The sequence below is a fragment of the Sphingomonas glacialis genome (assembly GCF_006439055.1).
GTDB classification, from domain to species: Bacteria; Pseudomonadota; Alphaproteobacteria; order Sphingomonadales; family Sphingomonadaceae; genus Sphingomonas; species Sphingomonas glacialis_A.
Genome location: NZ_RCZC01000003.1, coordinates 101,465 through 116,393, shown reverse-complemented (window position 1 = coordinate 116,393; position 14,929 = coordinate 101,465). Strand labels below are relative to the sequence as shown.

The following is a 14,929-nucleotide window of genomic DNA, read 5'->3' as shown; positions in this document are numbered from 1 at the left end:
TCAAGTTTGAATTTATGCTGCACTGCGCAAAAGTGTCGAGCGCCATCGGACTCCCGACGGTCGCTCTACCGGGGGGTAGCAATGAACGACGCCAATCCAGACGCGATAGACGCGACCGACTATCGAATCCTGCGCGAGCTGAGCGCTGACGGCCGATCCTCGGACGTCGCGCTGAGCGAGCGCGTCAATCTGTCTAGTACCGCAGTCGCGCGGCGCCGAAAGATTCTCGAGGAGAGTGGCGCGATCGGCGGCTATTCGGCCGATCTCGACCTTGCACGGCTCGGCTTCGGCATCGTCGTCATCGTCATGATCGAACTGAGCTCGCAAGCCGAGCCCGCGCTGGTCGAGTTCGAGACCGCGGTGATCGCCTGCCCCTCAATGTCCTATTGCAGCTTCGTATCGGGGAGCACCGACTTTCTGATGATCGTCCATGTCCGCTCGCTCGCCGATTACGACCGGGTCTATCGCAGCGAACTTTCGACGCTGCCGCACGTCGCGCGCGTCCGCAGCAGTTTCGTGTTGCGGGAGGTCATGCAGCGCAGCGTGCCGCCGGCGGTGCTGACCTCGCGCACGACCTGACAACCGAATCATGCTCGAAACGCGATATTCTTATTTCAATCGATTTCGAGCGCGTTTGATATCTGCAATAATAATACAGATCACGCAGGAATCGCAACCAAACTGTCACGATTTCGCCGAAGTTTAGCGGAATCCGCATCCGCGTTTCTGTTAGCCTCTGCTTCGAGAGAGGGGTTCTCACAACCGACATTTTGGATGCCGCGGTACTGTTCGCGGTCACCGCGGCACTGTGTTCTGCGGTGTCGGCTCTGTGTCTGTCCCTTTGCATACGAGAGTCTCGCCGCCGCGAATGGGCGAGCAGACCGTGATTGGAGTGGGTGCCCGGGCGACGTGCGTTTCTCGGGGGGATACTATGACACGATTCACTGTCGCCGTTGCACAGACACACAGCCGTCGTTCACGAAATCGCTGGCTCGGGACCGCCGGCATGATCGCCCTTTCCGCCATCGCGCATCCGGCCTTCGCGCAGGTCGCGCAACCCGAGGCGCAGATCGAGCCGGTCAGCACGCCGCCCCGGGATACCGCGCAGTTGCTCCCCGCGACGCCGTCGGATGGCGACAAGGACGGCAGCGAGATCGTCGTCACCGGATCGCGCATCGTGCGCGACGGTTATAGCGCGCCGACCCCGGTCAGCGTGATCAGCACCAAGGAGTTGCGCGCCGAAGTCCCCGCCAACATCTCCGACTTCGTCAACACGCTGCCCGCGGTGCGCGGCTCGGGGACGTCGTCGAACTCGAACGGTTCGCTGTCGAACGGTGCTGCCGGCATCAACAGCGTCAATCTGCGCAATCTCGGCGCGAACCGGACGCTCGTTCTGTTCGACGGCCAGCGCTCGGTCGCCTCGACCACGACCGGCCAGGTCGACGTCAACACCTTCCCGCAGTCGCTGATCCAGCGGGTCGAGGTCGTCACCGGCGGCGCGTCGTCGGCCTATGGCTCGGACGCGGTTTCGGGCGTCGTCAACTTCATCCTCAACAAGCGCTTCACCGGGCTCGAACTGTCGGCCGAGAACGGCATCACCACCTACGGGGACGCGCCGAACTACAAAGTGGCGCTGACCGCGGGACATGCCTTTCTCGACGGGAAGCTGCACGTCACGATCGCGGGCGAATATTTCAAGCAGATCGGCGTCACCACGATCGCACGCGACTGGAACGACAGCGGATTCTTCACCGTCAACAATCCGACCTATTCGGCGGCGGCGGGCGGCAATTGCGCCAAGCCGGCGGGCTATGTCGCGGGCACGCCGATCGCCGGGTGCACGCCCGAATATTTCGTCACGTCGGGCGCCGGAACCGGGCAGTTCACCCCCGGCGGACTCGTCTCGACCGGGCCACTCAAGGGCACCTATTTCGGCGCGGTCGACCCGGCGACCGGCAAGGCGACGGTCAACCAGCTGACCTTCGGCCAGACCAGCGGCCAGTGGATGATCGGCGGCGATTACAATATCACCAGCGCGAACCATCGCTCGAGCGCGTCGCTTCAACCGTCCGAAGTGCGCAAGAGCAGCTTCGGCCGGCTCAGCTATGAAGTGACGCCGGGGATCGAGGTCTACGGGCAGTTCGCCTACAACCAATATCGCGGCCAGAGTTTCTACCAGCAGACCCCGACGACCGGCGTCTCGATCAGCGTCAACAATCCGTATCTGCCCGATTCGGTGCGCGCAAAGATGGTCGCCAACAACCTCTCGACGATCGCGATCGGCACCTCGAACGTCGATCTCGGCCAGCAGGGCAGCGACAATACCCGCGACGTGTATCGCTATGTCGGCGGCGTCGCCGGTGCGTTCCATGTGCTCGGCAGCGACTGGAAGTACGACGCTTACTACCAGTTCGGCATGACCAAGACGACCGAAAAGCTGACCAACGCTTGGAACCTCGCGCGTCTGGCGCTGGCGACCGACGCGGTCGCCGCGCCCGCCGGCAATGCGCTGGGTGTCGCGGCGGGGACGCCGGTGTGCCGTTCATCGCTGACCGCGCCGACCAATGGGTGCGTTCCGATCAACCGGATCGGCACGGGCGTCGCCAGCGCAGCGGCGATCAATTACGTGATGTATGGCGGCCAGCAACCGACGCGGTTGCAGCGCCTGACCGAGAAGGTCGCCGCGGCGAGCATCCGCACCAACAGCCTGTTCCGCCTGCCCGCCGGCCCGGTCGGCTTCGCGTTCGGCGCCGAATATCGCGAGGAAGCGGTGAGCGGCTTCGTCGATCCGCTGTTCCAGCCGGTCGTCGCCAATGGCGTGACCTCGGGCACGTGGATCTACGGCAATTACCTAGCCACCACCGGCAAGTACACCGTCAAGGAGGCATTCGCCGAGCTGCTCGTGCCGCTGATCAAAGGCGCCGATTTCAACGGCGCGGTGCGCGTCACCGATTATTCGACCTCGGGCACGGTGGTTACCTGGAAGGCCGGGGCGACCTATCAGATGATCCCCGACATCAAGTTCCGTGGTACCGTGTCGCGCGACATTCGCGCGCCCAATCTGCAGGAGCTGTTCGCGTCGGGCACCGGGCGCACCAACACGGTCAACCGTCCGACGGCGACGGGTGGGGTCGCGACCGATCAGTTCAACGAATCGACCGTCGGCAATTCCGCGCTCAAGCCCGAAATCGCGATGACCTATGGCGCGGGCGTCGTCCTCACCCCGCGCTTCCTGCCCGGCTTCGCCTTCTCGGCGGATTATTACAACATCAACCTCAAGGGCGCGATCTCGTCGCTCGTCGCGCAGACGCTGGTCGACCAATGCTATACCGCCGGGCTGCAATCGGCCTGTTCGTTCATCTCGACCACCGGCGGGCGCGGCGTGGTGACGCCGGGGCTGGCGATCACCAGCATCGAGATCAAGCCGACCAATTTCGTCTCGATCAAGACGCAGGGGATCGATTTCGAGGGGAGCTATCATCACGAATTGGGCGCTGGCACCATGTCGCTGCGCGCGCTCGCCAGCTATGCGATCGGACTCAAAACCAATAACGGCGTCGCCGCGATCACCGATGATGCAGGGCAGAATACCGGCGGCCTGACGAAATGGACCTACCGCTTCACCGCCGGTTATGATTTCCGCAGCGGCTTCGGCGCATCCCTCGTCGCGCGCGGGGTGAGCCCGGGCGTCTACAACAACAATTACATCGTCTGCTCGACCAACTGCCCGGCGTCGAGCTCGGATTATCACACGGTCAACACCAACCGGATCCCCGGCGCCTTCTATTTCGACCTCAATGCGAACTACACGATCAAGTCGCACGGGTCGCAATTCGAGCTGTTCGTGGCGGTCAAGAACCTCCTCGACAAGGATCCGGTGCTCGTCGCGATCGGCCCGACCGGCAACAACACGCCCGCTTATCCGCAAACCAACCGCTCGCTCTACGACGTGCTCGGCCGCGTCTACCGCGTCGGTGTGCGCGTCAAATTGTGATCCGTTTCCCCCGTCAAACCGTGTCCAAACAAAGGGTCGATACAATGAAGCCTCTGAACTATTCCGCCGCGGTCCGGGCGATCGCCGGTGCCGCGATGATCGGCACGTCGCTCTCGGCGACCGTCGCGCACGCACAGGCCAGCGACGCGCTCAAGCAGGAAGCGATCGCCAGCGTCGATGCGCATGCCGACATGGTGGCGAAGGCGGTCGACCAGGTGTTCAGCTATGCCGAGCCGGGTTTCCAGGAAGTCCAGTCGACCAAGTATATCGCCGATCTGCTGGCGAAGAACGGCTTCAAGGTCGAGTTCGGCGTCGCCGGCATACCGACCGCGTTCAAGGCGACCTGGGGCGAAGGCGGTCCGCTGATCGCGCTCGGCAGCGACATCGACTGCCTGCTCGGCGTGTCGCAATATCCCGGCACCGGCAGACTGACGCCGATGGTCGCGGGCGCGCCGGGGCATGGCGAAGGGCATAATTCGGGGATGCCGCTGATCGTCGCCGCGGCGATCGCCGCCAAGGACGTGATGGTCAAGCACGGCATCAAGGGGCGTCTGCTGGTCTGGCCGGGGATCGCCGAGGAATTGCTCGCGACCAAGGCCTATTACGTGCGCGACGGGCTGTTCAAGGGCGTCGATGCCAACATCTTCACACATGTCAGCTCGGACTTCAGCACCGGTTGGGGCGAAGGTGGTAGCAACGGGATGGTCTCGGTCGAATATACCTTCCACGGCAAGACCGCGCATGCCGCGGGCGATCCGTGGGATGGCCTCAGCGCGCTCGACGGCGTCGAGCTGATGGACACAGCGTGGAACTTCCGCCGCGAGCATCTCCCCGTCACGCAGCGCTCGCATTACGTCATCTCGAACGGCGGCGGCCAGCCCAACGTGGTGCCCGACGTCGCCTCGGTCTGGTATTATTTCCGCGATCGCACCTTCAAGGACGTCGCCAGCCTGTACAAGATCGGCAACGACATCGCCGAGGGCGCCGCCAAGCAGACCGGCACGACGGTCGAGCATCGCATCCTCGGCTATGCCGCGCCGAATTACGGCAACCGGCCGATGGCCGAGGCGGCCTATGCCAATATCCAGGCGGTCGGCATGCCGAAATGGTCGGCCGACGACCAGGCCTTCGCCAAGACGGTGCAGACGGTGACGAAGCGCGAGGTCAAGCCGCTGGCGACCAAGGTCGCCGAGCTCTCGACCCCCGCCAATCGGCCACGCTCGATCGGCGGCGGCTCGGACGATGTCGGTGACATCATGTGGACCGTGCCGACGATCACGATCCGCTTCCCGTCGAACATCCCGAGCATGATCGCGCACAACAAGCTCGCCGCGATCGCGATGGCGACGCCGATCGCGCACAAGGGCGCAGTCGCCGGCGCCAAGGCGGTCGCGCTGACCGTGCTCGATCTAATGACCACGCCGAGCCTGATCGCCAAGGCCAAGGACTTCCAGCAGAACGTTCAGTTCAAGGAAGACACCTATGCGCCGCTGATCACCGCGAGCGACACGCCGGCGATCTGGCTCAACCACGATCTGATGGAGAAGATGCGGCCGCAGCTGGCCAAATTCTATTACGACCAGAGCAAATACCCGACCTATCTCGCGCAGCTCGGCATCGCCTATCCCGGCGACGCCGCCAAAGACCCGACCAAATGATCTGTCGACGGGCGGCCCGGTGGGTCGCCCGTTCGCCGCTGCGCGCGTGACCAGGAGCCTGATGATGAACCGTCCGACGATCGCCGTTTTGAGCCGGGGCGTAGCCGTGCTCGCCTTGCTGTCGCTGCCGGCAGCGAATGCGATCGCCGCGCCGCCTGCTCCTCCTTCGACTGCCAAAGCCGAAGGCCAGCGCTTCGACGGCTATATGCCCTTCACCTGGGAGCCCGCGAAGGGCCGCGTGCTGCTCGAAGTCCCGGCGTTCGACGAAGACATTCTCTATTACGTCTCGGCGGCGACCAATCCCGGTTCGGTCGAGGCGCCGTTCGATCGCGGCGTGCTGTACAGCTCGGTGATCCATTTCGTCCGCTCGGGCGGCAAGGTCGTCGTCAACCGGATCAACCTCGATTATCGCGCGGTGCACGGCAGCGCCAAGACGCAGGAAGGCGTCAGCGATTCCTTCCCGAGTTCGGTGCTCGCGGTGCTTCCGGTCGAATCCGACATGGGCGGCAAGGTCGTCGTCGATGCGACCGCTTTGTTCATGCGCGACGCGGCCGGCATCACCACGCGCCTGAAGCGCGCCAAGATGGGCGACTTCAAGTTCGATCCGGCGCGCAGCGTCTTCTACTCCAAGCGGATGAAGGCGTTCCCTGAAAACACCGAGATCGAGACCATCGCGACCTTCACCTCCGACGCGCCGGGCGCGGCGATCAGCGCGGTGACCCCGGATCAAGGGGTGCTCACGATGCGCATCCACCATTCGTTCCTGAAAGCGCCGACCGGCTATGTCCCGCGCGAGGCCGATCCGCGCATCGGCGTCAGCGCGATCCGCTTCAAGGACTTCTCCAAGCCGTTCGACGAGGCGCCCGACACGCAGTGGATCACGCGCTGGCGGCTCGAGAAGAAGGATCCGGGCGCGGCGCTGAGCGAACCGGTCAAGCCGATCACCTATTATTTCGACCCCGCTATCCCCGATCCGATCCGCGCCGCGATGAAGACCGGGCTGCTATGGTGGAACAAAGCGTTCGAGGCGGCCGGCTTCAAGAATGCGATCCATGCCGAGGATGCGCCGGCCGACATGGACCCGATGGACATCCGCTACGCCTATGTCCTGTGGATCCAGCGCGACGAGCGCGGTTTCTCCTCGAGCGGCAATTATTCGGACCCGCGCACCGGCGAGACGCTCGGCGCCAAGACGCATATGGACACGTTCCGGATGCGCACGATCGCGAGCTATTACAACGCGTATCGCGGCGGGCTGCCGGTCGATGGTTCGGGCATCACCGTCGCCGATCCGAGCATCGTCGATGCCGCCGCGTTCGACACGATGCCCAAGGCGCAGCGCGACATGGTGCTGCTGCGCCAGGCGCTCCTCACCGCGCACGAGCTCGGCCATACGCTCGGCTTCCAGCACAATTGGGCGGCGAACCAGAACGACCGGTCGTCGGTGATGGAATATCCCACGCCGCGCGTGAAGGTCACCAACGGCAAGCTCGATCTGAGCGAATCGTTCATGAAGTCGATCGGCGCTTACGACACCTATATGGTGCGCTACGCCTACACGCCGTTCGCGGTGCCGCAGGAGCGCGCCGGGCTCGACGGCGTGGTCAAGGACATGCGCGACCACGGCGTGGTCTTCACGCTCGACAGCGACCCGCGCTGGACCTGGTATGACGACCGCGGAACGCCTGAGGAAAATCTGCGCGAGACCGCGGCGGTGCGGAAGATCGCGCTCGCCCAATACGGCGCGGGGATGCTCAAGCCCGGCGAGCCGCTCGGCAATCTGCGCGATATGCGGTTGTGGATCGTCTATCTGCAGCAGCGCTATGCGATCGAATCCGCGGTCAAATATATCGGCGGGATGGTGCAGAACATCAGCGTGAAGGACGAGGCGCATCCGCTGGTGCCGACCGAGTTCATCGCGGGCGACCGCCAGCGCGCGATCCTGGCGCAATTGATGGAGACGCTTGCGCCGAAGAACCTCGAGATCCCCGAAAGCCTGCTGATCCAGCTGACGCCGACGCCCGGCCGCAATCTCGAGGATCTGTCGAAAGACGATGTGTTCGACCAGCTGCGCGCGGCGCGGATCCTCGCCGCGCAGGTGATCGAGCCGCTGTTCGACGCCGACCGCGCGGCGCGGATGGTCGCGCTGGCGGCGCGCCAGCCTGGGGCGCTGACCTTTCCCGAACTGGTCGATACCGTGCTGGCGAACAGCTGGAACGCGCCGGCCGACGCGACCCCGCAGGCGCGATCGCTGCGCCGCCAGGTGCAGGCGGTGACGCTGCTGGGCATGATGATGCTCGGCGGATCGAAGGACGGATCGCCCGAGGCGCGCGCCTATATCCTCGACCGGCTCGATCGCCTCGCGACCAGCCTCAAGACGCGCTCCGGGCCCGACGCGTTGACCACGGCCTTCTACCGCCAGTCCGCCCGCGACATCGCGCGCTATCTCGAAGACCCCGTCGCGAACGCGCCGAAGAGTGCCGCGCCGGAATGGGGCCAGGGCCCCCGCTCGCGCTTCCCGTTGCCGCCTGGGCCGCCGCTCGGGGGGTGAGGGCGTTTCGGGCGCTTTTCGGCGGCGGTTTCGCGCTACGTGAGCTGGCGCCGGATCGTTGCCGAATGGATCCGAAAACGGCGCCACCCTCGCGGGCGGCGCCAGCTCGTCGCGGGGATTGCGCGCAACCTCAATTTCGTCGGGCGCCCATCGCTGCGCTTTCGCGGGCTCGACTGGTTCGGTGCGAAGATCCGCGCGGGGATGGAGCGACATGCGGACGTGATTGCGCGCTTTGGCTCGGCCGTCTGACGGCAAACCGGCTGCGGGCCGGCAGCCCTAGCCGCAGATCACCATGGCGGCGAACCCCCGCCCAGTAATCAGGACTGATCGAACCCCGGTTGCGAAGAGCACGGGGAAGGGAACGCCCAGCAGGAGCAGCGGCGTATCAAGGATGGAAACCGGAGGTATCGAAATACAAGGAAGTATGAATATTCTTTAGCAAAAGGACACATAGTGCAACAAACCGTGTCACCCAGACTGCAGTCCTATTAGAACGATAGGGCCGCTTAATTCCCTATCGTCTTTGTCATTCATCTTACGCATTACGTCTTCAACAGACCCTCCGTGGCGGACGATTTTATCCCCATTTGGTAGTTCAAGAAGGAAGACGATGCGCAAGGCTTTCATGTATGGTGCTGCAGTGGCAGGCTTTGGCTTGCCGACCTTCGCCGCGGCCCAATCGACCGGATCGATCGACGCCGAGACCGACATCATCGTCAGCGGCACGCGCACCAAGCCCAATATCAACGGCATCGAGATCCCCGAGACGCCCAAGCCGAAGGCGGTGCTGACGCAGGAGTTCATCGCGCACCGCGTCCCCGGCCAGTCGATCCTCGACACGATCAACCAGATCCCCGGCGTCAATTTCACCAATAGCGATCCCTATGGCGCCTCGGGCGGCCAGCTCCGCATCCGCGGCTTCGACGGCGCGCGTGTCGCGCTGACGTTCGACGGCATTCCGCTCAACGATTCGGGCAATTATTCGATCTATTCGAACCAGCAGCTCGACCCCGAGCTGATCGAGCAGGTCAACGTCAATTTCGGCTCGACCGACGTCGATTCGCCGACTGCCAGCGCCTCGGGCGGCACGGTAAACTATCGCTCGCTCACCCCGACCGACAAGATCGGCGCCACCGTCGTCTATTCGCACGGCACCTACGACATGAACCGCGTGTTCGGCCTGTTCAACACCGGCACCTTCACCAAGTTCGGCACCAAGGCGTGGCTGTCGGCGAGCAGCGAGACCTACGACCAGTATCGCGGTTACGGCAGCCTCGACAAGAAACAGTATAACGGCAAGATCTACCAGCCGCTCGGCAACCATGGCGACTTCATCTCGATCGCCGCGCATTACAACGAGAACCGCAACAGCTCGTACAGCAACCCGACGCTCGCCAATATCCGCAGCGTGCTCGGTACCGCTGCCGTGCCATCGACCGGCATCACGCCGTCGACGCCCTATACGCTCGATCCGAGCAAGGCGCAGTATGACACGCTGTTCAACAACACTTCGTCGTCGGTCCTCTACGATGCGAGCTGCTCGCTCCCCTCGGCGAACGGCGCCACCGGCACCGCGCAGGATGACCGCTCGTCCTGCTCGAACGTCGCCTCGACCGCGATCAACCCGTCGAACACCGGCAACGTCCGCGTCAATTCGCGCTTCACGCTGAGCAACAAGCTGACGCTGACCTTCGACGGCGCGTACAGCTTCACGCGCGCCAATGGCGGCGGCTCGGCGGTGCTCGCCGAGAGCAATGCCGCGGCGACCAACGCGGCCGGCACGGCGGCGGCGACGAGCGTCTACAGCTACCAGTTCCAGCGGCTCGGGGCGGGGATCGCGAACAGCGTCGACATCAACGGCGATGGCGACACGCGCGATTACGTCCGCGTCTATGCGCCGTCGAACACGCGCACGCAGCGCTTCACCGCGATCGCCGGGCTGCGCTACGAGATCAATCCCGACAATGCGGTTCGCCTCGCCTATACCTGGGATCGCGCGCGGCATCGCCAGACCGGCGAGATGAGCCTGCTCGATTCGACCGGCCAGCCGTACAATGTGTTCAGCGCATTCGACGGCCAGGGCGACTACGCCGTGCTCGACGCGGCCGGCAACGTGCTCAACAAGCGCAATCGCCTGTCCTATGCGATCCTGCATCAGGTCTCGGGCGAATATCGCGGGTCGTACTTCGACGAGAAACTGAAGGTCGCGCTCGGCGTGCGTGCGCCGTTCTTCCGCCGCAACCTGACCAACTATTGCTACACGATTCCAGGCAGCTCGAGCGACGCCTATTGCACCTCGCAGACCGCGGCCCAGGTCGCCGCCAATGCGACGACGGCAATCTACGGCGCGCCCTACGCCAACCGCGTGAAGACCTATAGCGCGGTGCTGCCCAATATCGGACTGACCTATGCGATCGTGCCGCACCTCAGCGCGTTTGCCAGCTACGCCAAGGGCTTCTCGGCGCCGCGCACCGACAATCTCTACGCCTTCGACGACGTCAAGATTAAGCCCACCAGCGAAGTGAAGGCCGAAAAGACCGACACGTTCGATCTCGGCATGCGTTACACTTCGTCGCTGATCCAGGCGCAGGTGGCGGGCTGGTACACGTACTATGACAACCGCATCATCTCGACCACGACGACGCTCGAGGGGGGCGGCACGCTGACCACCGATCGCAACGTCGGCGCGGTCAAGAGCAAGGGCGTCGACGCGAGCATCGGCATTTCGCCGACGCGGCATCTGTCGGTCTATGGCTTCGGCTCGTTCATCGATGCGCGGCTGCAGAACAACACGGTCGATCCGTCCACCGGCGTCGTCACCGCGGCGACCGCGGGCAAGTTCGTCGTCGAGACGCCGAAATGGCAATATGGCGGGCGCGTCCAGGCCAATTTCGAGCCGGTGTCGATCGGCGCGCAGGTCAAGCATGTCGGCCGCCGCTATGCGACCGACATCAACGACGTGATCGCCGCGGGCTACACCACGGTCGATCTCGATGCGCGCTTCAGCCTGGCGCCGGTCGGGCTCAAGGAAACCTACTTCCAGCTCAACGTGTCGAACCTGTTCAACGAGCGCTATTTCAGCAATCTGTCGACGGGCACCAACGCCGCGAGCACGACGCGCTACACCTTCGGGTCGCCGCGCACCGTCGTGGGATCGGTCCACTTCGGGTTCTGACCCGACGGGCAGGGCCGGCCGCACGCGCGGCCGGCCCTGCTGCTTTCCGCATCAGGCGACCAGCGCCTCGACGCGGGGAAGGAAGAGATAGCCGCGGTTGCGCACCGTGCGGATGATCTCGTCGCCACTGCCGCGCGCCAGCTTGCGCCGCAACCGGCTGACATGGACGTCGATCGTCCGGTCGTTGCCGTTGAAATTCTCCTTGCCGGTCAGATCGGCGAGGCTTTCCCGGGAGTGGACGTCATGAGGATCGCGCAGGAAGATGGCGAGCATGCGATACTCGGTCTCGGTCACCGCGACGACCGCACCGCCCGGCGCGACCAGCTTGCGGCGCCGCGAATCGAAGGTCCAGCCGGCGAAACCGAAACAATCGCTCGTGACATGCGGGGCATGCGCCGCGCCGGGCTGCGCTTCGCCCGAACCGGGCGCGGCACGCCGCCGCAATACCGAGCGGATCCGCGCCATGATCTCGCGCGGGCTGGTCGGCTTGATGACATAATCGTCGGCGCCCATTTCGAGTGCGACGATCCGGTCGACCTCGCTCGTCACCGCCGACAGCATGATGATGCCGGGGCCATCGGCGCGGTGCATCAGCGAGCGCAGGATCGACAGGCCGTCCTCGCCCGGCATCATGATGTCGAGCACGATCAGATCGCATTCGCGCCGCTCGAGCCGTTCGCGCAAGGCCTTGCCGCTGCCGACCGCCTCGGCGCCGAAGCCGTGATCGACCAGGAAGCCGGTGAGCAGTTCGCGCACGCCGGGATCGTCGTCGACGATCACGATGCGCGCGCCGCTGACGGCGGGGGGGAGCGTGGGAAGCGGTGCGGTGCCGTGGCTGGCAAGATCGGTCATGGTCGGCAAACTCCGGTAGGACACGGGCCGCGAACGGCCGCTGTAGCGTCTGGATGGCGTCGTTTCGTGTCCGTGCTGTTTCCGGTCTTGTCCGCGCTGCCACAAAATGCGGAATCAGCGGCACGATCAGAGGCAATCCTTGTCGATGGACATATCCCGGACACATCGGCACACCACCGCGAGCCGATGACAGTGCAACCGCAGACCAGCGACGGGCCGATCCTGCTGATCGTCGATGACGATCATGCGATTCGCACGCTGCTGACCGAAAGCCTCGAGCGGCATGGCTACCGCGTCGAGACCGCCGCCAATGCGCAGGAAATGGACATGGCGCTCGCGCGGCATGCGGTTTCGCTGATGCTGCTCGACATCATGATGCCGGGCGAGGACGGGATTTCGATCTGCCGTCGCGTCGCGCAGCGCGGCGGTCCGCCGATCGTCTTCTTGAGCGCGCTCGGCGACGAGCCCGATCGCATCCTCGGGCTCGAGATCGGCGCGACCCATTATCTCACTAAGCCGTGCAGCGCGCGCGAGGTGCTCGCCACGGTGCGTGCGGCGCTGCGCGCGCGCGACGGGGCGCCCGAGGAGCCGCGCCAGTACCGCTTCCTAGACTGGCGCGTCGATTTCATGGCGCGCGAGCTGATCGACGGCAGCGGCATGCTGGTCGATCTGACCGATGGCGAATTCTCGGTGCTGCGCGCCTTCGTCCGCCGCCCGCGCCGCGTGCTGACGCGCGACGCGCTGCTTGAGGACGCGCGCGGCCCCGACAGTGAGGCGTACGACCGCGCGATCGACGTCCAGGTCAGCCGCCTGCGCCGCAAGCTGCGCGCGCGCGACGACGAAATCATCCGGACGATCCGCAACGAGGGCTATTTCTTCGTGCCAAGCGTGACGCGCGCATGAACGACCCGTTCCGCCGGTCCTGGCCGCTCTTCCTCCACATCTTCGCGGTGATGCTTGGGACGGTCCTGCTCGTCCAGCTGCTCAACTTCGCAGCGTTCATCATCATGCCGCCGCCCAAGCCGGTGCTCTATACCACCAGCCGGATCGCCGCGATCGCGCAGGCGGGGAGCGATCCGACCGGATTGCTGACCGTCCGGCTGACGACGACACCGCCCGCTGCCGAGTCCGAGCTGCCCGACAAGGCGCTCGCCGCGCTGATCGCCTCCGACCTCGCGCTGCCGATCGCCTCGGTCGTCGTTGTGCGCGATCATCACGGCCCGCCGACGATCGCCGACGTGTTTCGCCCGCCGACGCCGCGGAGCGCTGGCGCAGGGCGGCCATCGGCACGACCGATCGACGATGCGCTGTTCGGCGATTTCGCGGTCACGATCCGCCAGCCCAACGGGGTCTGGCGCGTCGTCCAGCCGACCGAGCGGCGCTTCAGTTCGTGGCGGTTGCGTTTCGTCCTGTGGTTCGTGATCGCGATCCTCGGCGTGGCACCCTTTGCCTGGGCGATGTCGCGCCGGATCGCCAAGCCGATCGCGATGTTCTCTGCCGCAGCCGACCGCTTGGGCCGCGACCCTCGCGCCGCGCCGCTGGCGCTGACGGGCCCGCCCGAGATCGCCGAGGCCGCGGCGACCTTCAACCAGATGCAGGAACGGCTCAACCGCTATGTCGAGGATCGCACCACGCTGATCGCGGCGGTCGCGCATGATCTGCGCACGCCGCTGATGCGGCTTTCGCTGCGGCTCGAAAAGGCGCCCGACGACATCCGGCTCGCTGGCGAGGAGGACATTCGCGAGATGAGCGAGCGGATCGGCGCGGCGATGGCATTCGTCCGCGAAATGACGCGGCACGTCTCGCGCCAGCGGCTCGACCTGCGCTCGCTGGCCGAAAGCGTGGCGTCGGACGCGAGCGACCGCGGCGGCAGCGTGACGCTGCTGCCCGGGCCGGCGATCGCGATGGAGGCCGATGCGCCCGCGCTGAAAGCACTGCTCGCCAATCTGGTCGAGAATGCCGTGCTCTATGCCGGCACCGCGCAGATCGAGCTGCGTCGCGGCCGCAACGTCGTCACGATCGAGGTCAGCGATAGCGGGCCCGGGATGGTCGCCGAGGATCTGGCGCGCGCGTTCGAGCCCTTCTTCCGCGCCGAACGCTCGCGCAGCCGCGATACCGGCGGCACCGGGCTGGGTCTCGCCAGCGTCCGAGCGGTCGCCCGCGCGCATGGCGGCGACGCGGCGCTCGAGAACCGCCCCGGCAGCGGGCTGCTCGCGCGCGTCACGCTGCCGCTCTAGCCGCGCGCCTTACTGGAAGGTCGCACCGTCGGCGAGCATCCGTGACGCGCTCAGCCCCTGTTGCTCGAGGAACTGGTTGAGCCCGGTGACGAGCTCGAGCGCGGCGGTGGTGGTGAGCGCGACGCGCCCGACGACGACGCGTTCGAGCGCGGGCTGCGGGCGGCTATGGTCGCAGCGCGCGCTTTCGAGCGTCAGCACGATCACGCCGTTGAGATTGGCGAGGCCCGAATAGCCGGTGACGAAGATTTCGGGCGCGAAGGGATTGTCGACGAACGGCGGCTGCTCCAGCGCGACCTTCGGCGCGGGGACGATCGGACTTTTGACGGCAACGAACATGGCAAGCCTTTCAGACAAGCACCCTGGGGGGCGGGGCACGGGGAGGGTGATGCCCCGGCCGAATGTCCGTGAAATGTCTGGCGCTCGGCGGTTCTGACACATGCGCGCACGGGGCTACGCGGCGCG

General features: G+C 65.4%; 10 protein-coding genes. 8 read left to right on the top strand and 2 right to left on the bottom strand.

All coding sequences use genetic code 11. The features are described from left to right. Window positions 1-81: 81 nt before the first annotated feature. The 6 genes from EAH76_RS12300 (at window position 82) to EAH76_RS12275 (ending at window position 11,378) form a co-directional block, all read left to right on the top strand. Window positions 82-579, top strand: a complete 498-nt coding sequence (locus tag EAH76_RS12300) for an Lrp/AsnC family transcriptional regulator (RefSeq protein WP_140850574.1) — start codon at window positions 82-84, stop codon at window positions 577-579. 427 nt (window positions 580-1,006) lie between these two features. Next, window positions 1,007-3,994, top strand: coding sequence for a TonB-dependent receptor domain-containing protein (locus EAH76_RS12295; RefSeq protein WP_140850573.1), 2,988 nt, complete (start codon window positions 1,007-1,009; stop codon window positions 3,992-3,994). Between the two features lie 44 nt (window positions 3,995-4,038). Next, entirely contained in the window at window positions 4,039-5,652 is a 1,614-nt protein-coding gene (locus EAH76_RS12290; RefSeq protein ID WP_140850572.1) for an amidohydrolase, read from the top strand. A 64-nt stretch (window positions 5,653-5,716) separates the two neighbouring features. Continuing rightward, window positions 5,717-8,203, top strand: coding sequence for a zinc-dependent metalloprotease (locus EAH76_RS12285; RefSeq protein ID WP_161989034.1), 2,487 nt, complete (start codon window positions 5,717-5,719; stop codon window positions 8,201-8,203). A gap of 39 nt (window positions 8,204-8,242) precedes the next feature. Then, window positions 8,243-8,452, top strand: a complete 210-nt coding sequence (locus tag EAH76_RS12280) for a hypothetical protein (RefSeq protein WP_140850570.1) — start codon at window positions 8,243-8,245, stop codon at window positions 8,450-8,452. Between the two features lie 361 nt (window positions 8,453-8,813). Continuing rightward, window positions 8,814-11,378 carry a TonB-dependent receptor gene (locus EAH76_RS12275; RefSeq protein WP_241659677.1) on the top strand — a complete coding sequence of 855 codons (2,565 nt, stop codon included), beginning with the start codon at window positions 8,814-8,816 and terminating at the stop codon, window positions 11,376-11,378. A gap of 51 nt (window positions 11,379-11,429) precedes the next feature. On the opposite strand, the gene EAH76_RS12270 is transcribed toward EAH76_RS12275, so the two are convergent. Continuing rightward, complete coding sequence (locus EAH76_RS12270) at window positions 11,430-12,230, bottom strand: response regulator (protein ID WP_140850569.1); 801 nt, start codon at window positions 12,228-12,230, stop codon at window positions 11,430-11,432. Between the two features lie 186 nt (window positions 12,231-12,416). Between EAH76_RS12270 and EAH76_RS12265 the strand changes: the two genes are divergently transcribed. Beyond that, window positions 12,417-13,133: a response regulator gene (locus tag EAH76_RS12265; protein WP_194150995.1), complete on the top strand. Its 717-nt coding sequence runs from the start codon at window positions 12,417-12,419 to the stop codon at window positions 13,131-13,133. Further along, the gene (locus EAH76_RS12260) at window positions 13,130-14,467 is read left to right on the top strand and encodes an ATP-binding protein (protein ID WP_140850568.1); all 1,338 of its coding nucleotides are present in this window, start codon (window positions 13,130-13,132) and stop codon (window positions 14,465-14,467) included. Before EAH76_RS12265 ends, EAH76_RS12260 begins: the two co-directional genes overlap by 4 nt. 9 nt (window positions 14,468-14,476) lie before the next feature. Here the strand turns inward: EAH76_RS12260 and EAH76_RS12255 are convergent, their stop codons facing one another. After that, entirely contained in the window at window positions 14,477-14,803 is a 327-nt protein-coding gene (locus tag EAH76_RS12255) for a hypothetical protein (protein ID WP_140850567.1), read from the bottom strand. Between the last annotated feature and the right edge of the window lie 126 nt (window positions 14,804-14,929).